We start from the raw sequence: 20,511 nt of genomic DNA, 5'->3' as shown, positions 1-20,511 counted from the left end.
CTTTTAGAAGGAGGAAGCATGCGACGCAGACGGCTGCGGATCGCACTTCTCGCTTTGCCGGCCCTGGTGGCCAGCAGTGTCCTCATCGCAACACCGTCCGCCGGCGCGGACCCGACCACCTCCGCGCAGAACCAGGACGGGGCGCGCCTCGTCCGGATCGAGCTGTCCGGCGCCGCCCTGCTCAACAAGGTGAACGACGCCGGCTTCGACATCGAGCACGGCCTCGAGCGGGTGCCGAACGGCATCGAGGGCGAGGTCTTCGCGACCCCCGAGGACGTCGCCAAGCTCAAGGCGATGGGCGTCAAGATCCTCGCCGACAACGAGGGCTTCGAGTGGCCCGAGGTCGCCGACGGCGGCATCGCCGGCGCCTCCGCCAGCGCGCGGTCCGTGCAGACCCTCAACCACGAGGAGACGGTGCGGGTCGTACGCGCCGACTGGTTCACCACGAAGGGCCAGGGCTTCCTCTACGTCGAGGCCCGCACCACCGAAGGCGCGCAGACCGACCCGATCGTCGGCATGCAGCTCGAGAACGACTCGGGCAAGGCCACCGACTGGGGCTACGCCCGCACGATGAGCCGGTTCGTCGACTCCGGCGAGTACATGTTCCATCGGAACCTGTTCAAGCTGGACACCCGTCCCCACGAGATCAGGGTCACCAGCTCGACGGGCGGCGTCGCCGTCGGCAAGGTCTCCGACTGGCTCGAGAACGCTCCTCCGCCGCTGACGGACCGTCCGGGCTACAAGTCCAACTTCATCGACGGCTACAAGCACCCGCAGCAGCTTTACTCCCGCGCGGAGGAGATCGCGGACCAGTACCCGGACATCGCCGAGATCATCTACCTGCCGAACCGGACCAACGGCTACCAGCGCAAGGCGCAGGCCCAGATCGGTGGCACCGGTCAGTCCGCGGTCGTGCTGAGCTCGGCGGCGTGGGGTCACCAGGGCGGCAACGACATCACCGTCGAGTTCGTCGAGCGATCGGGTGCGAACCTGCCGCTCGGTGTCGAGGTGACCGGCAAGGCCATCCGCGTCCTGCTCGCCACGAACGCCGACGGGGCCGTGTCCAGCACCGCCGCGCAGGTGTCGACGGCGCTGGAGACCCAGTCGCAGGGCCTGGTCGACCGGGCGCACCCGTACCGCACCAACGCGGGCACCGGCATCGTCGCCGCGACGCCGAGCCCGGTCAAGCTGACGGACTCCCTCGACCAGAAGCGCGTCGGCGCGCCGGAGGGCGAGGTGCCGCGCGGTCCGAAGACGATCCCCGTCCTGCGGATCGGCAAGCACCGCGACATGAGCAAGCCCGGCGTCCTGATCCAGGCGCAGGACCACGCACGCGAGTGGGTGCCGGCGACGGCCTCGCTGGAGGCCGCCGAGCGGCTGGTGCGGAACTACCGGACCGACCAGGAGACGAAAAAGATCGTCAACAACACCGACGTCTTCTTCATCCTCTCCAACAACCCTGACGGGGCGAACTACAGCTTCTACAACTTCGCCTCGCAGCGGAAGAACATGACCAACCACTGCGAGGACGCGAACGACGACCCGGGTCGCCGTGACTCGTGGGGCGTCGACCTCAACCGCAACTACCGGGTCGGTTCGGGCTTCGACGGCTACGACGGCGCGTCGTCGACCTGCACCAGCGGGACGTACCAGGGTCCGGCGGAGCTGTCCGAGCCGGAGTCGAAGAACATCATCTGGCTGGTCGAGAAGTTCCAGAACATCAAGTTCATGATGTCGGTGCACTCCAACGGCGGCCAGCTGTTCTGGCAGCCGGGCGCCTACATCGCGGACGGCCGGATCACCACGCCGCGCCCGCCGCTGGGTGACGAGGCGTTCTACTGGCAGTCGGCCGGCCGGATCCTGTCCCAGGTGAAGGCGTACCGCGAGACGGTTGTCACCCCGGAGAACGTGGGCGGCTCGTCGGACGTCCTCTACTCGTCGGCCGGCAACGTGCGTGAGGACCTCTACCACACGTACGGCATCTTCGCCTTCGGTTGGGAGGTCGGCGGCTCGGTCTACAACCCGGCCACCGGCAACTGGCAGGGCGGCTCGTTCCAGCCGGTGTGGGAGGGCGACCCGAACCTGGTCAGCGGCCACTCCGAGACGATGGAGTACGCGAACGGCCTCATGGAGATGTTCCGGGTCGCCGCGGACTGGGGCAAGGACAAGAAGGACCCGAAGTCCACCCTCGTCCCCGACAGCGGCACGTTCACCCGGCCCGTCGACGTGCACTTCGAGACGAACGAGCCGGCGACGATCTACTACACGACCGACGGCAGCCGGCCCACGCTCGACTCGCCCCGCTACGAGGCGACGGAGTTCCGGGAGCCGGGCCAGATCTTCCACGTGACCGAGACGACCACGTTCCACTGGTTCTCGGTCGACGCCGCCGGCAACGTCGAGGGCAACTACGACCCCGACAAGAACGGCAAGAACTACCGCAAGGCAACGATCACGATCCGCTAGCACCCCGCGTACGGCCCGCCGCCAGGACAGCCCATGGTCCTGGCGGCGGTGCCGTCTCCGGGGACCCGATCGAACGCAATTTTCCGGCGTTCCGGTCCCCGATCCCCCGGATCAACTACCGTCCGCGCATGGGGGATCTTCTCGATGACTACCGCGCAGTGGCCGGGCCGCTGCCCACGGAACACCGGGTCTGGCGGCTGACCGGGCCTGGACTGTCCGATCTGGAGGAGCCGGTCGGTGAGCCGCTGCCGGTGCCCGGGACCGACGAGTTGCTCGTGCGGCACGACGCCGTCGGGTTGAGCGTGTCCGACGCCAGGATCGCGCGGCTCGGGCTCGACCATCCGCGGGTCCGCGAGTTTCCGGTCGTTCCCGGCCACGAGGTGTGCCTCACGGTGGCGGCCGTCGGTCCGGCACTGCGGGACGCCTACGCGCCCGGCGACCGCTTCATCGTCCAGGCCACGATGACCGCCGGCGGGGTCACCCGTTGCTACGGGTACGACCTGCGCGGCGGCCTCGCCCAGTACGCCGTGCTCGGGTCGGACGTGCTGCCCTTCCTCGTGCCGGTACGGTCGGGCATGGGCTACGCCGAGGCCGCGCTCGTCGAGCCGTGGGCCTGCGTCGAGGCCTCCTACTCCGTCGCCTACCGCACCACCTGGCTCGCCGGCGGCACGCTCTGGCTGACCGGCGACGGCGCCGGGGCGGAGCTCGGCGACGCGGCCGCCTGGCGTCCACGCCGGGTGCACCTCGACGTCCGCGACACCGCGTTCGCCGATCGGGTACGCGCCTGGGCGCACGCCGCCGGGGTGGAGGTCGTCGCCGGGGCGCCGGAGGACGCCGTGGACGACGTCGTCGTGCTCGGCCCGGAGCCCGAGCGCGTCGAGCACGCCATCGAAGCGCTGGCGCCGCACGGCACCTGCGCCCTGGTCACCACCGATCCGCTGCCCCACCACGTGCGGGTCGACGTCGGCCGGTTGCACTACGACGGCCTGGCCCTGTTCGGCACCGGGCGAAGCGACATCGCGTCCGCGTACGCGCCGATCCGCACCCAGCTCACCCCCGGCGGCCGTCTCTGGGTCGTGGGGGCCGGCGGTCCGATGGGCCGGATGCACCTGCGGCGCGCGCTCCAGCGGGACGGCGCGCCGACGACCATCGTGGCGACGGACCGCAGCGGGCGCGCGCGGCGCGGGTTCGAGCGGATCGCGCCGGGCGTGCTCACGTTCCTGTCCGAGCGGGAGTGCGGCAACGCCGAGACCCTGGCGAAGGGGCTCCTGGACGCGACGGGCGGGCTCGGGTTCGACGACGTCGTGGTGACGGCACCGGCCCCGACGGCCGTCGAGACGGCGTTCGAGCACCTGGCCGACGGCGGAGTGATCAACCTGTTCGCGGGACTCCCCCGCGGCACCCGCTGCGCGTGGGACCTGACCGCGGTCGCGCACCGCGGCGTGCGCGCCGTCGGGACGAGCGGTTCCTCGGTGGCCGATCTGTGCCAGGCCCGCGACCGCATCGAGAGCGGCGCGCTCCAGCCGAACCGGTCGGTGGCGGCGATCGGCGGGCTGGACGCGGCGCCGGACGCGCTGCGAGCGGTCGCCGAAGGGCGCTTCGGCGGCAAGGTCGTCATCTTCCCGAACCTGCGGGAGCCGCTGCCGCTGACGGCGCTGATCGCGCTACGCGGCGTGCTGCCCGAGGTCGGTGAGCACCTGGACCGCATCCACTGGACCCAGGCCGCCGAGGAGGAGTTGTTCCGCCGGCTGATCTGACGGTTTCAGGTCCGAGGGTGCCCGAGGGTGCCCATCGCCGCTGCGATGCCGCTTCGCCCACCGCCGCGCCCGCGCAGCACGTGGGCGAAGCGGAGTCAGATGTCGTGGAGGAACAACGTCATGCCGCGCAGGCGGTCGCCGGTCGGCGTGAGCACCACCAGCCCGCCGGGTCGCTCGAAGGCGGTTCCGACGAGCCGCGACGTGAACGCGGGCTGGCCGTTCATGCGCGTGGGGCGCAGCCGGATCCGTAGCCCTTGGCTTCGCCGCCAGGCGGCGCTGGCCCGCAGGAACGCGGCGATCGCCGCCGGGCCGTGGTACTCGTGCGGAGCCGGCGGCATCGCCAGCCACGCCTCGTCGGTGAGCAGGCTGACCAACGTGTCGATGTCGTCGCCGGCGAAGGCCTCGGCGAAGCGGTCGACCAGCCGGCGTTCCGCTGTGGACCCGGGTGCGGGAGGCGCCTCGCGGTGTCGTTCCATCGCGCCCCGTGCCCGCTGGAGCAGGCCTTTGACCGCGGTCGGCGTGGTGTCGAGCATGGGCGCGACCGCGGCGAGCGGGTAACCCAGCACGTCGCAGAGCACCAGCACCGCGGCCTGCCGGGGAGTGAGCCGCTGCACCGCGGCGATGAAGGCCAGTTCGATCGCCTCCCGGTTGGTGTAGCGCGCTTCGGGACCGGGATCGGTGTCCGGCAACAAGGCGTCCGGGTACGGCTGCAGCCAGGTCACGTCACCGCGCCGGCTGGGCTCGGGAGGCTCGAACGGCGGCGTCGGCTCGGCCGGGATCCGTCGACCGCGGTCGCGCAGCGCGTTGAGGCAGCGGTTGGTGGCGATCCGGTAGAGCCAGGACCGCACGGACGCGCGGCCCTCGAATCCGTCCAGGCCACGCCAGGCCGCCAGCAGCGTCTCCTGGAGCACGTCCTCGGCGTCGGTCAGCGAGCCCAGGAGGCGGTAGCAGTGCACCAACAGCTCACGCCGGTGCGTCGCGACCAGATCCTCGAAAGTGGCCTGCGTCACAGCCGTTCCGTTCGCCGCGTCGTCGGTGTCGTTACAGGCATGACCAGTTCAGCATTGCAGATCGCCCTGTCCCACCACCGCGCCTGGACCAGCAAGGACCTGACGGCGGCGATGGCCTACATCGCGGACGACGTCGTGCTCGACGCGCCGGCCGGGCGACTCACCGGCGCCCCGGCGTACCGCGAGTTTCTGCGTCCTTTCGCCGAGCGGTTCCTGGTCCGCGCGGAGCTGATCGCCGCTTTCGGGGACGAGGAGACGGCCCTGCTCATGTACGACACGGAGACGATCCCGGCCGCGAGCGCGCCGGCAGCCGAATGCCTGACGGTCCGGGCGGGCAAGATCGTTTACAACCGGTTCGTCTTCGACCGGCTGCCGTTCGAGGAGTTCCGCCGCCGACAGCAGGGCCGTTAGCTCAACGCCCGTTCAGCGGCGCGCCTGGTGTCGTCGTCGAACAGGACGAGGCGGACGACCTCGATGCCGGGCGGTGGCGTCCGAAGCACGGCCAGCGCCTGGGCGGCGGCGTCCTGCTTGGGCCAGCGGTAGATGCCCGACGAGATCAGCGGGAACGCCACCGAGCGCGCGCCGAGTCGGGCCGCGACGGCGAGCGAGTTCCGGTAGCAGGCGCGCAGCAGCGGCGAGCGGTCCTCGGTCTCGCTCCAGACCGGTCCGACGGTGTGGATGACCCAACGCGCGTCGAGGCGACCGGCGGTGGTGGCCACCGCCTGCCCGACGCCCAGCCCCTTGCCGTAGTGACCGGCGCGCAACGCCCGGCACTCCTCCAGGATCGCCGGCCCGCCCTTGCGATGGATCGCGCCGTCGACACCGCCGCCACCCAACAGAGAGGAGTTCGCCGCGTTGACGATGGCGTCCACCCGCTCGGCGGTCAGGTCACCGGTGACAATCTCGATCTCCACGCTCGCCATCATGACTCGCTGTCGCCATCTCGGAAGCGCGCAAGCGCCGGCTCGCCTCCGTCGAGCACCTCCGGCGCCCGTTCCTGGACCGCACGCACGATCTGTTCGAGGCGGCTGCGCAGCACGCCGCGGGTCGCGCCACGCGGCAGCCGCCGGAGGCCCCGCAGCTCGGGGACCAGCTTCTCGACCGGCACCGGAGGCGCACCCGCGACCTGGACCCACACCGCGAGCTCGCATTCCACCCAGTCCGCTTCCACGATGATCGAGACCGTCTCGCTCGTCACGGTGACGCCGGCCCCTCGCCAAGCGTCCAGGCGCGGCTCGACGACATGGAAGCCGTCCAGACCGTCGAAGGCCGCGACAGCGGCGTTCCACAGCCGCTCGCCCTGGTAGTTGCCTGCGTCCGCCATGCCCGCCATGGTGTCGCACCGACGCGACTACGGTGAGACGCATGGCAGTAGTGAAGATCAACGCGATCGAGGTCCCCGAGGGCGCCGGCCCGGAGCTGGAGCGGCGGTTCGCCGCCCGACTGCACGCGGTGGAGAACCAGCCGGGCTTCCTCGGCTTCGAACTGCTGCGCCCGGTGTCGGGCGAGACCCGCTACTTCGTCTACACGAAGTGGGACAGCGAAGAGTCGTTCCAAGCATGGTCCAACGGCCCGGCCAAGGAGGCCCACGCGGGCGCCCGAGCCAAGCCGGTCGCCTCCGGCTCGACGCTGCTCGAGTTCGAGGTGGTCCAGAACGCCTGACCCGCTGTTTCGGTTTCCTTCGCCCCGGCCCGGCGACGTACCCGGCACCCGATTCGTCCCGGGTGGCTCGGTCCGCTCGGAGGCAATGGGTTTCACGGTTCAGGAGGGGCCGGAGTGCGTAATGTGACGCAGGGTGGCTGAGCTGCGCTTCTGCGCGGTCAGCCCGCGTTCGCATTAACGGGGGGAAACCACATGCGAGCAATGTTCATACGGCGGCGACAGCTCGCCGCCGTCGTTGTCGGGGCGTTGATCGCCCTGCCGGGTGTGCTCGGCGCGCCCGCCCAGGCCGCTCCGACCAATGGCGGCAGCCATGGTGGTGGCGGCGGTCATGGCGGTGGTGGCGGCGGCCACGACGGTGGCGGTGATCGCGGCAGCCAGGCCGAATCCTGGGGATACAACTCTGTGGGACAGCTCGGCATCGGGACGGTCGGGAACCTGGAGTTCCGGCCGACGGCCGTGACGGTGGCCGGCCCGCACACCGTGCGGTCGGTCTCCGCCGGCGGCGAGCACGGCCTCGCCCTGCTGTCCAACGGCACGGTGAAGGCCTGGGGATCCAACGAGTTCGGGCAGCTCGGCGACGGCACGCAGACCTCGCGTCCGATCCCGGGCAGCGTGGCCGGGCTGAGCGGGGTCAAGGCGATCGCCGCCGGCGGCTATTTCAACCTCGCGCTGCTCGAGGACGGCACGCTCCGTGCGTGGGGCTTGAACTTCTACGGCCAGCTCGGCGACGGCACCACCACCGACCGGACCGTTCCGGTCCAGGTGGACGGCCTGCCCGGCCGGGTGACCGCGATCGCGGCCGGTCAGGGCACCGCCCTGGCACTGCTGGCCAACGGCACCGTCCTGGCCTGGGGCAGCAACACGCGTGGCCAGCTCGGCCAGGGCGACGCCGACGACGGGCCGCACCCGGTGCCACTCGAGGTCGGCCTGCCGCAGCGGGCCACGAGCATCGGAGCGGGCCTCTTCCACAGCTTGGCCGTGCTGGCCGACGGCTCGGTCCGCGGTTGGGGTGCGAACTTCACCGGCCAGCTCGGCATCGGCAACTTCGTGAGCCCGCAGACCAGCCCGGTCGCGACCGTCGGCCTGACCGGCGTACGCGTCAAGTCGTTGGACGGCGGGTTCGGCCACACCGTCGCCCTGTTGACCAACGGCCGGGTCAAGGCCTGGGGCAGCAACGCGTCCGGCCAGCTCGGTGACGGCACGAACACGACGCGGCTCACGCCGGTCGACGTGCTCGGCCTGACCAGGGTGACGGCCGTCGCCGCCGGTTATGACGGCGCGAGCAACAGCGGCCACAGCCTCGCGATCGCCCGTGGCGGCGTGCTCGCGTGGGGCGCGAACCGAGTGGGCCAACTCGGCATCGGCGACCGCGGCTCGACCAACCGGGCCGAGGCCGTGGTCACCAGCCTCGATCCGGCCCGCTCCATCTCGGGCGGTTCTGAGTTCAGCCTGGCGTCCTGACCACACCCGAAGAGGGCCTCGACCGGAACCGAGGCCCTCTTCGCATTCCCGCTGGGCGCGCTAGCGTTCGGCGGATGAGCCACCTCGTGGAGATCGTGCTGGACTGCCGTCACCCGTCGAGCCTGGCGCCGTTCTGGGAGGCCGCGCTCGGTTGGCGGATCCGGCCGTACGACGAGGCCGAGGTTGCTCGGCTCGCCTCCCTGGGACTGACACCGCAGACCGATCCGACGGTGGCCATCGACTCCCCCGACGGCTCCCTGGTCTTCTTCCTGCAAGAGGTTCCCGAGCCGAAGACCGTCAAGAACCGCATGCACGTCGACGTGCGGCTCCGCGACGAGGCCCATCTGGAGGACCTCGTCCGGCTCGGCGCCACGGTGCTGTCCGAACATGACGGTTGGCGGGTCCTGGCCGATCCGGAAGGCAACGAGTTCTGCGCCAGGCAAGCGTTCTCGGACCACTGAAATCCTCGCAACCCCGCGAACGACACCACCATGTTCAGCATTCGCTCGCGATCTGCGGGGTCCACCGCGGCACGTCTATCGCACCCAGGCGGGATCACGGCCGGTCAGGCCGAGGATGCGGTCGAAGGTGGGCGCGTCGGCCGGCACCGCGATCTCCGGTCCGTACATTCCCATCTCCCTCCCCTGCTCCACGCCGGCGAGGATCGTCTCGTGCAGATGGGCCAGCAGGTCGGCGGGCAGTTCGAGCCGCTGTCCGGTCGCGACCGCCAGGTCCCAGCCGTGTACGGCCAGCTCGCCGACGATCATCTCGCCCATGACGGGTGCCGGCAGCTTCTGCGGCGTGCCCATGCTCGTCTCGCCTTCCCAGGCGCTCGGCGGCGCCCACGACGACGTGAGGTCCTCCAGCAGGGCGAGCAGGCTGCCGCGCCAGTCGCCGGCGGCCAGGTCAACGTCGGCCTCGGCGGCCGCGGGCTGCGGCACCGACTCCTTGCGACCGGCGCCGGCGAGCGACGGCCCCCAGAACAGCAGGTGGTTGACCAGTGCCCGCACGTCGTACTCCGTGCAGGGCGTCTTGTTGGCAAGCTGGTCGTCGGTGATGGTGCGGGCGACCGCGGCCATGGCCTCGGCCGCGTGGGAAAGGTGTGACATGGCGGCCACGCTAGGCGGCCCCGGCCGGAGCGGTATTGAACAAACGCGCCATAGACTCGGCGCTGTGGGGCGGGACGTTCGTGAGCTGCGGAGTGCGTGGACCAGATTTCAGCGCCACGCGTTCCACAGCCCGTCGCCGGTGCTCGCGCCATGGGTGGAGCGGTACTGGGAGGCTCGCTGGGACTACGCCGAGCCGTACCGGCAGAAGATCGTGCCGTACCCGAACGTGCACCTGTCCTTCGGCCGGGGCCGCGCGGACGTCAACGGCGTGTCCAGCGGCCACCAGATCAAGGTCCTCGAGGGCCGCGACCACGTCTTCGGTGTCGCGTTCCGGCCGGGCTGCTTCCGCCCGTTCCTCGGTGCCTCCGTCTCGACGATCACCGACCGCGTCGTCCCGGCGACCAAGGTGTTCGGCCCGGACCTGCCCACGACGCTCGACGTGCCGACCGTGGAGGCGTTCCTGCGCGCACACCTGCCGGGCGACGACCCCCAGGCCCAGCAGGCGGCGGCCGCGGTCGAGCTGGTCGCCAAGGACAAGGCCGTGACCAGGGTCGAGAAACTCGCCGCCGAGCTGGGGCTGAGCATGCGGGGGCTGCAACGGCTGTTCGCGGAGTACGTCGGCATCGGGCCCAAGCGGGTGATCCGGCGCTACCGCCTGCACGAGGTCACCGCGCGCATGGCCGACGGCGGCACGATCGACTGGGCCGGGCTGGCGGCGGACCTCGGCTACGCCGACCAGGGCCACTTCATCCGCGACTTCAAGAGCATGTTCGGCGAGCCGCCGACCTGGTACGCCCAGCGGTACTAGTGGTGCCCACGCGCGTCGAGATCAGTGTCGAGTCGGTCGACGGCGTCCGGATCGCCGCCAGGGCCGGCGCGGCGCGCGTCGAGCTGTGCGCCGGTTTGTCGGACGGCGGCCTCACTCCCAGCGCGGCGCTGATCGAGGCCGCCGCCTCGCTGGCCGAGGTGCACGTGCTCGTGCGGCCGCGACCCGGCGACTTCCACTACTCGCGCGACGAGGTGGACCTCGTCCTCCGGGACATCGCCGTCGCACGGCGGCACGGCGCGACGGGCGTGGTCGTCGGCGCGCTGGCCGGGGACGGCACGGTCGCGGACGACTGTGCCAGGTTCGTCGACGCCGCCGAAGGGTTGGAGACGACGTTCCACCGCGCCATCGACGTCAGCGCGGACTCCCGTCAGGCCCTGGACCGGCTGGCGGACCTGGGTTTCACGCGGGTGCTGACCTCGGGCCGGCGGCGGTCCGCACTCGACGGTGCGCCACTGATCAAGGAACTGGCCACCCGGACGAGCGTCACCGTGATGGCATGCGGCGGCGTGCGGGCCGCCAACGCCGCGCTGGTCGTCGCCGCGACCGGCGTCGAGGACCTGCACGCCGCGCCCCGCCGACCCGCGGGCACCGCCCGAGCCGGCGACGTGTCGTACGCCGGCGCCGGCGTCCCACCCGGCTACGACCACTTCGAGACCGACCCGGACGAGGTGGCCGCACTCTGCACGGTGGTCCGCACCGCGTAGGAACCTTTGGTGCGGGCCGATAACTTGTCGGCGCGATAGTCGATGCTGTGGGCATGGAGTACGTGTCCAGAGTGCCGCGACCGCCGCTGGACAGGCTGATCGACGACCTCTACTACCTGGAGGGTGCACCGCCGTACGCCCGGCTGACGCTGCCGCCCGCGCCGTCGGCGTTGCTCATCGTCAACCTCGGGGCGCCGTTCGGCATCCGGGGTGGCGCTGACATCGAGACGGGCGAGTACGCCGACGGCTGCGTGATCACCATGCCCACCCGCGCGTACGAGTTCGGCTATCCACCGCGGACCCGGTCGGTCGGCGCGCACGTCAAGCCGTGGGGGCTAGCGCCGTTCCTGCGGATGCCCGCCGCCGAGCTGTGCGACCGGCCGGTGACGATGGAGCAGGTGTGGGGCCGGCCCGCCGTCGCCGAGCTTCGAGACCGGCTCGCCACGGCGCACGGACCGCACGAGATGCTGACGCTGCTCGAGGAGGAGCTGATGCGACGGCTGTGCGCGACCACCGGCCTGGGGCTGGTCCGCCATGCGAGCAGCGTCATCGCCGCGACCAACGGCGGGACGGCGATCGGCGACCTGACGGCGGCGGCCGGGGTCAGCAGCACACACCTGGCGCAGCGGTTCAAGGAGCTCATCGGCGTCACCCCGAAGCGGCTGGCCCGCACGTACCGCTTCACCGCCACCGTGTTCGCGATCGACCCCGCCGGACCGGTCGACTGGGGCGCCCTCGCCGGTGACGCCGGCTATTTCGACCAGGCCCATTTCAGCCACGAGTTCCGGGCGTTCACCGGGCTCACTCCGACCCGGTACGTCGAGGTCCGGCAGCGGTTCCTGCGCGAACATCCCGGCCACGCGATCGAGGGCTGGCCGCTGCCGTCCGATTGATTTCTTACAAGACCGACCGATCCCGCGACGCTAACTTGGGGGCACCCAAACAGAGGAGAGCCCCGTGGGCAAGGTGGTCATGTACAGCACGGTGTCGGTGGACGGCTTCATCGCTGACGAGAATGACCAACCCGGACCGCTGTTCGACTGGTTGACCGGTGGTGACGTCCCGTTGGACGAGAGCGGCGTGTTGAAGGTGTCGCGGACGTCCTACGACTACACGCGGCCGCACTGGGACCAGATCGGGGTGACGATCGCCGGCCGCCACGTCTTCGACCTGACCGACGGCTGGGACGGGAAGCCTCCGAGCGGGATCGACCACGTGGTCGTCGTGACGCACCGGCCGGCACCCGAGGGCTGGGACCCCGAGGCGCCGTTCCACTTCGTCGAGGGTGTCGAGGCGGCCGTGGCCAGGGCGCAGGAGCTCGCGGGCGACCGCGTGGTCGAGATCGCCGCCGGCGACGTGGGTGGCCAGGCGCTCGCCGCGGGCCTGGTCGACGAGGTGCGCATGGACGTCGTACCCGTCGTCTTCGGATCGGGCAAGCGCTACTTCGGGTCGGTCCACGCGCAGCACCTGTTGGAGGACCCCGACGTGGTGATCCAGAGCAACCGGGTGCTCCACCTGCGCTATCGGGTGCGCCGCTAGTCAGACCTCTTGCCGGCGGAGGCGCGCGGCGCCGAGCGCTCGCGACTCAGGTACCGAACCGGCGCCGAGGCGCCCCTTCAGGTCCGAGCTGTCGACCGTCCAGTCGTAGCCCGGCAGATCGGGAAGGCTGAACATCCCGAGGCTGATCACGACGCAACCTTCCATCGTGAGCCGCTGGTTGACCTCCGCGAACTCAGCCTCGAACCTGGTCGAGCCGCAGAGCGTGATGACCTTCGCCTCACCCTGGGCCGACTCCGGCGCCTGCTGATCCTCCATGAGTTTCATGATCGGTGAACGGGCGACGCGCGTCCATCGGCGGCCCCTTCGACCTCCTCGGTCGCCTAAAACCATTAGGCTGTTGCATAATGGTTTTAGGAAATGAGGTGGTGAGCGTGGCTCGAGCGGGTGTGACGCCGGAGCGTCTGGTGCAGGCCGGTGCGGAACTGGCCGACGAGGTCGGCTTCGACGGCGTCACCGTCTCCGCGCTCGCCCGGCGGTTCGACGTCAAGGTGCCGAGCCTCTACTCGCACGTGCGGGACTCTCGCGACCTCAAGACCCGGATCACCCTGTACGCCCTGGCCGAGCTGGCCGACCGCGCCGCCGCCGCGCTGGCCGGCCGGGCCGGACGGGACGCGCTGATCGCCCTCGGCACCGTCTACCGCGACTACGCCCGCGAGCATCCCGGCCGGTACGCCGCGGCCCGCCTGCGCCTCGACCCGCGGACCGCCGCCACCAGCGCCGGACCGCGGCACGCACAGCTGATGCGGGCGATCCTGCTCGGTTACCGCCTGGACGGGGCCGACCAGGTCCACGCCGTCAGGCTGATCGGCAGCACCTTCCACGGCTACATCAGCCTCGAACTGGCCGGCGGCTTCGACCACAGCGAGCCCGACCCGCAGGAATCCTGGGAGCGGATCATGGACGCCCTCGACGCCCTGCTGCACAACTGGCCCGCCCCGACCCCTGAGGTGGCGTCATGAGCACCTGGATCACCACACCGATCACCACCGGCCTCCTGCACGGCGCCGCCGAGTGGGAACGCACCGAGCACGGCCTGCGGCCGCACCGGCTGCCGGGCTGGGCCCGCGCACAGAGCCCCGACCCCCAACTGCACCTGGTCGAAGCCCAGCCGTCCGGGGTACGGGTCTGCTTCCGCACTGCCGCGACCGCGATCGAGCTCGACGCCGTGGCCACCCGGCGGGTCTACACCGGCCTGCCGGCCCAGCCGCCCGGCCGCTACGACCTGCTCGTCGACGGCAGCCTGGCCGGGCAGAGCAGCGTGCCCGGCGGCAACGTCGTGACCATCGACCTGAGCACCGGTAACGCTGAACACCGGACCGGGCCGGCCGGCACGGCGTCGTTCGCCGGCCTGCCGAGCATCGAGAAGACCGTCGAGATCTGGTTGCCGTACAACGAGATCGCCGACCTGGTGGCGCTGCGCACCGACGCCCCGGTCACACCGGTCGCGGGAGGTGATCGCTCGGTATGGCTTCACCACGGCAGCTCGATCAGCCACGGCTCGAACGCCGCGAGCCCGTCCACCACCTGGCCGGCGCTGGCGGCGGCGCGGGGCGGTGTGGAACTGGTGAACCTAGGTCTGGGCGGCAGTGCGCTGCTCGACCCGTTCACGGCCCGCACCATCCGGGACACGGCCGCCGACCTGATCAGCGTCAAGATCGGCATCAACCTGGTCAACACCGACCTGATGAGGCTGCGGGCGTTCACCCCGGCGGTGCACGGCTTCCTCGACACGATCCGGGACGGGCACCCCGCCACGCCAATGCTGGTGGTATCGCCGATCTACTGCCCGATCCATGAGGACACTCCTGGTCCCGGCGCCTTCGATCTCGAGGCCCTGCGCGAGGGGCAGGTCACGTTCGTCGCGACCGGCGACCCCGCCGACCGGGCCGCCGGGAAGCTGACGCTGCGAGTGATCCGTGACGAGCTCGCCCGGATCGTGGCCGAGCGCGCTGTTCGTGATCCCCACCTGCACTATCTGGATGGGCTCGAGCTCTATGGCGAGGCGGATTTCGCGGATCTCCCGCTGCCCGATCGACTGCATCCCGATGCTCCCGCGCACCGCCGCATCGGCGAGCGTTTCGGAAAGCTGGCGTTCGCGGGCGCTTTCGCCGGCACCCACAACGGCTGACGGCCGGTTCCCGTCCGAGCCCAACCGGCACTACGGCCGTCTCCGTCCCGAGGTCGCCAGGCGGTCGGCGAGCGCGATTACGCGGTCGCGCAGTTCGTCCGGGCGCTCGATGACGAACGGCAGGTCGAGCGCGGCAAGCACCGCGGGCAGCCAGTCCAGACTCTCCGCCCGGATCTCCACAAGCTGCCAGCCCTCGTCCGCACCGTCCTGTACCTCGGCCACGCTGGCCGGTAGCCGCTCGCGGAGCTGATCGAGCGTCCCCTGGATCCGCAACGTCACCTCGTGCTGGTACGGAGCCCGCGCCAGCGAGGTGAGCAGGCGCTCCGCGGGCTCAGGTCCGGCGGGCGGCTCGAACGAGCCGGGCAACGTCCTCGCGTCGGCGATGCGGTCGAGCCGGAAGGTCCGATCCTCGCCGATCTCCGGATCGGCACCGGTGACGTACCACCGGTTCGCATGGTTGACCAGCCCGAACGGATGCAGCGTGCGGACGCTGCCGTGACCGCCGCCCGAGGTGTATCTGATCGAGATCGGCCGGTGGTGCCAGACAGCGTCGGCGACGGTGAGCAGGACCCCTGTCCGCGGTCGAGGGACGTCGTAGGGCTCGGCGGTGAAAGCGAGGGATTCGAGTACCGCGTCCAGCCGATCCGCGATCCGCCCTGGCAGGACGCGACGGATCTTCGCGGCGGCCGTCTCGCTCGCCGTACCCGTGCCCGTTGTCGTCGCCAACCCGGCGCGCCGGCCGGCAACCAGGCCGAGGAGCACGGCCAGGGCTTCGTCGTCACCGAGCATGAGCGGCGGCAGACGATAGCCGGCGGCGAGCCGATATCCGCCGTAGCGGCCGCGCACCGATTCGACCGGTACGTCGAGGTCGATCAGATGCCCTATGTAGCGCCGCACCGTGCGTTGATCGACACCGAGGCGGTCGGCGAGCTCGGCCATCGTCCGAACGCCGCCAGACTGCAGGAGTTCGAGCAGCGTGAGCACCCCAGCCGTCGGTCGTGCCATGTTTCGAACTGTACCGAGAATACTGGACCGATTCTGTCCAGTATTCGGCCTAGCGTGGATCTCGACGGGCAACACGGGACCCCACCGAGCAAGGAGAGAATCCATGGATCTCGTCTCGATCCGCGTAATCGCCGACGACATCAACCGCCTCGTCGGCTTCTACGAGAAGGTCACGGGCGTGCAGGCGGTCTGGAGCAACGAGGACTTCGCCGAGTTGCGCACCGCACACGGCACGCTGGCCATCGGCAGCACCCGCACGGTCCCGCTGTTCGCGCCCGGTTCGGCCCACCCGGCGGACAACCACACCGCGATCATCGAGTTCCTGGTGGACGACGTGGACGCGCTCTACGAGGACCTGAAGGGCGTGGTCGACGACTTCGAGAACGTGCCCACGACGATGCCCTGGGGCAACCGAGCGCTGCTGTTCCGCGACCCCGAGGGCAACCTGGTCAACTTCTTCACCCCGGTGACCCCCGAGGCGATCGAAAAGTTCAGCCGCTGACCGAGCCGGCGCGTGCGTGGCGGGCTACGGTGCTGGCTCTGGGCGTCGGGTTGGGGTCAGCCGGCGACGTCGTCGCCGATGAGGTGGTCATGTACTGCCTGGAATCTCTCCCGGAACGCCACGCGATTTATGGAATATTGGCCGTTCGGGGATCTCAGGGACCTGCTTCTGACCCGTGCGCGAGGCATGGAGACCCCCTTGAGGAGCGTCCAGGAAGCCCGTGGCGTCACGACTTCGCGAGTCATAGTTATCAATTCCACATTCGACTTCGAAGGCTGCTCGCGGGGCCACGGACATCGATGTTCACAATTATTCTTCTCGTCACCATCCTTAATGTTTGGACAGACGGGGGGAGCACATGCGCATCAGCGCACCGTTACGCCGAAGAAGTCTTGCCGCGGCGGTGGCCGCGGCGGTCGTCGGACAACTGGCGTTCTCCGGCGCCGCCGCAGTGGCGAACGAGACTCCACTGTGGGAAGTGGAAGTCGCGAAGATTCCCACCGCGGAATACACCCGCGACGCGAAGCTCTACATCAGCGAGGCCACCCAGGCGCTGCGCCCGTACGTCGGTGACGGGCTTGGTGCGAGCCGGATCGATCCGGTGTTGGCCGATGTCGACGTCCGCTACTTCGACGGCGCCCGGCTCAAGGGCACCGCTGACGCCGAGATCGCGTTCGACAACCTCCAACACCTGGAGTCGTTCCTCAAGAGCCGGATGACCGGCTCCAGTCCGCCCAACGGCGAGGCGGAGCAGGCGCACGTCAAGGCGCTGGTCGAAACCCTCAGCGGCGTGCGGATGCTCGCCGACGCCGCGGTCCAGGACGCCGAGATCACGATCGGCCCGTTCCGGGCCGACCCGCCACCCGGGCCGGCCCCGGCGGGCCTCGCCGAGGCGTTCGAGGACCTCGAGGAGGCGAAGGCCGACCTGGCCAAGGCCGACGAGATGTTGGTCAAGGCCAACCCCGAGCCGGCGACCATCCAGGCCACCGACGCCTGGCGCAACGGCTTCAACGTGCTCGCTCGCTTCGGCATCACCTACGGAGGTGATCACGACAACGACGGCCTGGTCGACGTCGTGGAGCTGCGGTTCGGAGCGAGCCCGCTGCTGGTCGACACCGATGGCGACGGCCTGACCGACAAGTTCGAGATCACCGAACTGGTGGGTTGGACACAGCCCAACGCGGTCGACACCGACAAGGACTCCATCGCGGACGGTGCGGAAGACGTCGACAACGACGGGTTGAACAACCTCGACGAGCAGCGGCTCGGCACCTCGCCCACCGATCCGGACACCGACGGTGACGGCGTCAACGACGGCACCGAGGTGGCACAGGGCAGCAACCCGCTCGTGGCCGACCAGCCTCGTGCGCCTCCGGTCGCCGGTGACCTGCCGCCGATCGTGCCCGTCCCGACAGACACCGACGCCGACGGTGACGACCTGCCGGACGTCATGGAGGAAGACAACGGCACGCCCGCCGACAACCCCGACGCGGACGGCGACGGTCTCTCCGACGGCGAAGAGTTCGACCGGGGCATCAGCGCGCTCAAGCAGGACACCGACGGAGACGGCCTGCGCGACGACTACGAGGTGGCACACGCCGTCGACCAGGCCTTGGACCCTGGCCGCGTCGACGAGCAGATCAGCACGTGGACCTACATCTCCGACTTCGGGCTCGGCCTGGTCGCGGGCGAGTTCGCGATGCGGGACTCGATGGCGTGGCTGGCGGGCAACATCTGCTCCACCGCCCTCAGCTTCATCCCCGTGTTCGGCTGGATCGCCGGTGCCATCACCGACATCCGCGACGCCGTGGCCGCCGCGATCCGCGGTGACTGGGTCAGTGCGGGCTTCAGCGTCCTGAGCCTGATCCCGTACGCGGGCGACGCGGTAGCCATTCCCGCCAAGATCGCCAAGTTCGTCCAGCGGTACGTCCACCGTCTGGGCGCGACGGCCCGGATGGTCGCCAAGTACGACAAGATCCCGGACGCCGTCAAGGACATCACCTACGAGCTGATCATGCCGGAGGTGTGGGCCGGGCTCGTCGAGTCCGACGGCTTCGCCGCTCTCGGCCCGGCCTCGAAGCTGAGCAAGCAGCAGTTCAACAAGCTTCTTGCCAGCGAGCGCACCGACATGGCCAAGCTCTACCGTGCGACCTGGCGAGCCAACCACGTCGACGGGCAGAAGGTCCGTTGGGTCTACAGCTGGCGGGACGGCGAAAAGGTTCTCCGCGAGGACGTGCTCGCCGGCAAGCCAGGCCAGAAGCTGTATCTCCGCAAGCCGGGTGACGACGCCGAAGGGTCGTTCGTCGGCGGTCGCGAGGTGGACTTCGCGGAGGAGGTCAACGCCGCCGGCGACTATCTTCTGCACGAGGTCAAGACCGGCATCCCCAGCGACAACACCGACGAGCACCTGATCCAGTGCCGCAAGGACGGCTGGTACAAGGATCCCGCCAATATTGCGAAGATCCAGGCGGACAACGCCGATCGCGGCTTCGGCAACCGGAAGATCGTCGGAGTGCACTGGCACTTCATGCCGCACGGCGGTGGCCCGCGGTCCGCGCCCTACAACAGCCTCGGGGTTTCTGACGCGCTGCTGAAGTGCATGGAGGAAAAGGGCATCACGTTCACGATCCACATGCCACTGGACTGACGTTCACGACGCCACCGCGGATCCCGGGGTCGACACTCCCGTCGACCCCGGGTCCGCGGTGGTTCGCCAACCAGAAGATGAGGAAAACTGGCCGCATGAGCTCCAACCTTCCCGCGTACGCGGTGCCCGGGGTCGAACCTTCTCGCACGTCGCAGGACGGACGCCAGATCTCGTGGCGCGGCGACCAGCTCGCCGCGACGACGCCGGTCGCCGCGGTGCTCGACCGCGCCCCGCAGGCACTGCTTCCAATTGTCCAGCCCGACCTCGGTGAGGATCCGCTGAGCCGCGAGGCGCTGTGCCAGGTGCTCTACCTCGGCACGAGCGACGGTCTGCGGTGGGATCTGAGCCTCGGCGACGAGGTGAAACTGGTGGTCGACGCAGGCTGCGACCTGGTCGAAGACGACCTCCTCGAGGAAGCGCTCGCCGCGCAGCCGGACGTCGCGGAGGCCTACCACGCCGATCGCGAGCTCTTCGAGGTGAGTCTGACGCGCGTGCTGCGAGCGGACGACGTGTTCGCCCGGTGGCTCGACACGATCATCACGGCCCATCGCGAGTTCGCCCGGCGGCAGAACATCGACCTGCCCTACTGATGTGCCTCCGAGACAGTTTCCTCGGCGCCGTCGCCGATCGGCTCGCCGCGTTGCCCACGGTCGAGGCGGTGACTCTCGGTGGGTCCCGCGCGGAGGGCACCCACACCCCGGACAGTGACTGGGATCTGGCCGTCTACTACCGGGGCGGTTTCGATCCGGCGGACCTGCGCGCGGTGGGCTGGGCCGGCGAGGTGTCCGAGGTCGGCGGCTGGGGCGGCGGGGTCTTCAACGGCGGAGCCTGGCTCACCATCGACGGACGCCGGGTCGATGTGCACTACCGCGACCTCGACGTGGTCGAACAGGAGCTGGCGGAGGCGCGGGAGGGCCGGTTCCACTGGGAGCCGTTGATGTTCCACCTGGCCGGCATCCCGAGCTACCTGCTGGTCGCCGAGCTCGCCGTCAACCGGGTGCTGCGCGGCACGCTGCCGCGCCCGGACTATCCGCCGGCGCTGCGGGCGGCGGCGCCGGCGGTCTGGCGGCAGCGGGCCGCGATGACGCTCGGCTACGCCCGGGCCTCCTACGCGCCGCGGGGCCAGGCCGCCGAGGTCGCCGGCACCCTGGTCACCGCCGCGATGCAGACCGGCCACGCGGTCCTCGCCTCCCGCGGTGAGTGGACCACCAACGAGAAGCGGCTGCTGGACCGGGCGGGCCTACGCGACCTCGACGGGATCGTGGCCGGGCTCCGACCGGAACCGGCGGCGCTGACCCGTGCGGTGGCCGCCGCGGAGGCCCTGTTCGCCTCGACGGAACACGCCGACCAACCTCGGTGAACGCGCTTCATGGTCGAGACCGCGGACCTCGGGCGCCCAGGAGATCAGGAGCTCGCCATATCACTGAACCTTCGAACCTCTGCCCGCGCGATCATCCTCGACGAGGCCGACCGGGTCCTGCTATGCCGCTTCGTCTCTCCCCACCCGGCGGTCCCGAACGGAGCACCCGCGGTGTGGGCTGCTCCTGGTGGCGGCATAGAACCAGGTGAGGACCGACTGTCCGCACTGCGCCGCGAGCTGCGCGAGGAAACCGGCTTGGCGACCATCGCCGATCCGCCGCACATCTGGCACCAAGTGCTTGCCGCAGATGA

Annotated in this window: 22 protein-coding genes and 1 pseudogene; 17 read left to right on the top strand and 6 right to left on the bottom strand. The window is 70.3% G+C overall.

Annotated elements, in window-relative coordinates:
* Positions 1–18: 18 nt before the first annotated feature.
* Both AB0J88_RS30245 and AB0J88_RS30240 read left to right on the top strand, forming a co-directional pair.
* Positions 19–2,466 carry a M14 family metallopeptidase gene (locus AB0J88_RS30245; RefSeq protein WP_364347642.1) on the top strand — a complete coding sequence of 816 codons (2,448 nt, stop codon included), beginning with the start codon at positions 19–21 and terminating at the stop codon, positions 2,464–2,466.
* Between the two features lie 128 nt (positions 2,467–2,594).
* Entirely contained in the window at positions 2,595–4,223 is a 1,629-nt protein-coding gene (locus tag AB0J88_RS30240) for a zinc-binding dehydrogenase (RefSeq protein WP_364347639.1), read from the top strand.
* A gap of 95 nt (positions 4,224–4,318) precedes the next feature.
* Here the strand turns inward: AB0J88_RS30240 and AB0J88_RS30235 are convergent.
* Positions 4,319–5,248: pseudogene (locus AB0J88_RS30235) on the bottom strand (RNA polymerase subunit sigma-70); the annotation flags it as partial.
* Between the two features lie 24 nt (positions 5,249–5,272).
* On the opposite strand from AB0J88_RS30235, the gene AB0J88_RS30230 reads away from it, so the two are divergent.
* On the top strand, positions 5,273–5,644 hold the full coding sequence (locus AB0J88_RS30230) for a nuclear transport factor 2 family protein (protein WP_364347636.1): 372 nt from the start codon (positions 5,273–5,275) through the stop codon (positions 5,642–5,644).
* Here AB0J88_RS30230 and AB0J88_RS30225 read toward each other — a convergent pair.
* Positions 5,641–6,147: an O-acetyl-ADP-ribose deacetylase gene (locus tag AB0J88_RS30225; RefSeq protein ID WP_364347633.1), complete on the bottom strand. Its 507-nt coding sequence runs from the start codon at positions 6,145–6,147 to the stop codon at positions 5,641–5,643. The genes AB0J88_RS30230 and AB0J88_RS30225 overlap by 4 nt on opposite strands.
* Positions 6,148–6,155: 8 nt before the next feature.
* A complete protein-coding gene (locus tag AB0J88_RS30220) occupies positions 6,156–6,557 on the bottom strand; it encodes a hypothetical protein (protein WP_364347630.1) in 402 nt (133 codons plus the stop codon).
* A gap of 41 nt (positions 6,558–6,598) precedes the next feature.
* Here AB0J88_RS30220 and AB0J88_RS30215 point away from each other — a divergent pair, with 41 nt between their 5' ends.
* From AB0J88_RS30215 to AB0J88_RS30205, 3 genes are all read left to right on the top strand, one after another.
* The gene (locus AB0J88_RS30215; protein ID WP_364347627.1) at positions 6,599–6,895 is read left to right on the top strand and encodes an antibiotic biosynthesis monooxygenase; all 297 of its coding nucleotides are present in this window, start codon (positions 6,599–6,601) and stop codon (positions 6,893–6,895) included.
* 192 nt (positions 6,896–7,087) lie between these two features.
* A complete protein-coding gene (locus AB0J88_RS30210; RefSeq protein WP_364347624.1) occupies positions 7,088–8,356 on the top strand; it encodes a cell wall anchor protein in 1,269 nt (422 codons plus the stop codon).
* Between the two features lie 74 nt (positions 8,357–8,430).
* Positions 8,431–8,817 (top strand): VOC family protein, encoded by a 387-nt coding sequence (locus tag AB0J88_RS30205; RefSeq protein ID WP_364347621.1) that lies wholly within the window; start codon positions 8,431–8,433, stop codon positions 8,815–8,817.
* Positions 8,818–8,892: 75 nt separating this feature from the next.
* Here AB0J88_RS30205 and AB0J88_RS30200 read toward each other — a convergent pair whose 3' ends face one another.
* A complete protein-coding gene (locus tag AB0J88_RS30200) occupies positions 8,893–9,465 on the bottom strand; it encodes a TIGR03086 family metal-binding protein (protein WP_364347618.1) in 573 nt (190 codons plus the stop codon).
* A 64-nt stretch (positions 9,466–9,529) separates the two neighbouring features.
* Between AB0J88_RS30200 and AB0J88_RS30195 the strand changes: the two genes are divergently transcribed.
* The 4 genes from AB0J88_RS30195 (at position 9,530) to AB0J88_RS30180 (ending at position 12,537) form a co-directional block, all read left to right on the top strand.
* Positions 9,530–10,273 carry a helix-turn-helix domain-containing protein gene (locus tag AB0J88_RS30195; protein WP_364347615.1) on the top strand — a complete coding sequence of 248 codons (744 nt, stop codon included), beginning with the start codon at positions 9,530–9,532 and terminating at the stop codon, positions 10,271–10,273.
* 2 nt (positions 10,274–10,275) lie between these two features.
* Complete coding sequence (locus tag AB0J88_RS30190; protein WP_364347612.1) at positions 10,276–10,998, top strand: copper homeostasis protein CutC; 723 nt, start codon at positions 10,276–10,278, stop codon at positions 10,996–10,998.
* 53 nt (positions 10,999–11,051) lie between these two features.
* Entirely contained in the window at positions 11,052–11,891 is an 840-nt protein-coding gene (locus AB0J88_RS30185; RefSeq protein ID WP_364347609.1) for a helix-turn-helix domain-containing protein, read from the top strand.
* A 64-nt stretch (positions 11,892–11,955) separates the two neighbouring features.
* A complete protein-coding gene (locus AB0J88_RS30180) occupies positions 11,956–12,537 on the top strand; it encodes a dihydrofolate reductase family protein (protein ID WP_364347606.1) in 582 nt (193 codons plus the stop codon).
* Here the strand turns inward: AB0J88_RS30180 and AB0J88_RS30175 are convergent, their stop codons facing one another.
* Positions 12,538–12,813: a hypothetical protein gene (locus AB0J88_RS30175; protein WP_364347603.1), complete on the bottom strand. Its 276-nt coding sequence runs from the start codon at positions 12,811–12,813 to the stop codon at positions 12,538–12,540. It abuts the gene before it with no gap.
* Between the two features lie 116 nt (positions 12,814–12,929).
* Between AB0J88_RS30175 and AB0J88_RS30170 the strand changes: the two genes are divergently transcribed.
* Together AB0J88_RS30170 and AB0J88_RS30165 are read left to right on the top strand one after the other, a co-directional pair.
* A complete protein-coding gene (locus AB0J88_RS30170) occupies positions 12,930–13,517 on the top strand; it encodes a WHG domain-containing protein (protein ID WP_364347600.1) in 588 nt (195 codons plus the stop codon).
* A complete protein-coding gene (locus AB0J88_RS30165; protein ID WP_364347597.1) occupies positions 13,514–14,686 on the top strand; it encodes a GDSL-type esterase/lipase family protein in 1,173 nt (390 codons plus the stop codon). Before AB0J88_RS30170 ends, AB0J88_RS30165 begins: the two co-directional genes overlap by 4 nt.
* A gap of 30 nt (positions 14,687–14,716) precedes the next feature.
* Here AB0J88_RS30165 and AB0J88_RS30160 read toward each other — a convergent pair whose 3' ends face one another.
* Positions 14,717–15,766, bottom strand: coding sequence for a YafY family protein (locus AB0J88_RS30160; RefSeq protein WP_364347594.1), 1,050 nt, complete (start codon positions 15,764–15,766; stop codon positions 14,717–14,719).
* 28 nt (positions 15,767–15,794) lie between these two features.
* Here AB0J88_RS30160 and AB0J88_RS30155 point away from each other — a divergent pair, with 28 nt between their 5' ends.
* The 5 genes from AB0J88_RS30155 to AB0J88_RS30135 form a co-directional block, all read left to right on the top strand.
* On the top strand, positions 15,795–16,193 hold the full coding sequence (locus AB0J88_RS30155; protein ID WP_364347591.1) for a VOC family protein: 399 nt from the start codon (positions 15,795–15,797) through the stop codon (positions 16,191–16,193).
* A 358-nt stretch (positions 16,194–16,551) separates the two neighbouring features.
* The gene (locus AB0J88_RS30150) at positions 16,552–18,840 is read left to right on the top strand and encodes a hypothetical protein (protein ID WP_364347588.1); all 2,289 of its coding nucleotides are present in this window, start codon (positions 16,552–16,554) and stop codon (positions 18,838–18,840) included.
* Between the two features lie 95 nt (positions 18,841–18,935).
* The gene (locus AB0J88_RS30145; protein ID WP_364347585.1) at positions 18,936–19,430 is read left to right on the top strand and encodes a hypothetical protein; all 495 of its coding nucleotides are present in this window, start codon (positions 18,936–18,938) and stop codon (positions 19,428–19,430) included.
* Positions 19,430–20,200 (top strand): nucleotidyltransferase domain-containing protein, encoded by a 771-nt coding sequence (locus AB0J88_RS30140; protein ID WP_364347582.1) that lies wholly within the window; start codon positions 19,430–19,432, stop codon positions 20,198–20,200. Before AB0J88_RS30145 ends, AB0J88_RS30140 begins: the two co-directional genes overlap by 1 nt.
* Before the next feature lie 9 nt (positions 20,201–20,209).
* Positions 20,210–20,511, top strand: a 302-nt coding sequence (locus AB0J88_RS30135) for an NUDIX domain-containing protein (protein WP_364347579.1), incomplete at its 3' end; no start/stop codon positions are given.

The organism is Asanoa sp. NPDC049475, assembly GCF_040676915.1.
Lineage (GTDB): Bacteria > Actinomycetota > Actinomycetes > Mycobacteriales > Micromonosporaceae > Asanoa.
Note: the sequence above shows the minus strand (reverse complement) of the source record. Positions and strands in the feature narration are given on the sequence as shown.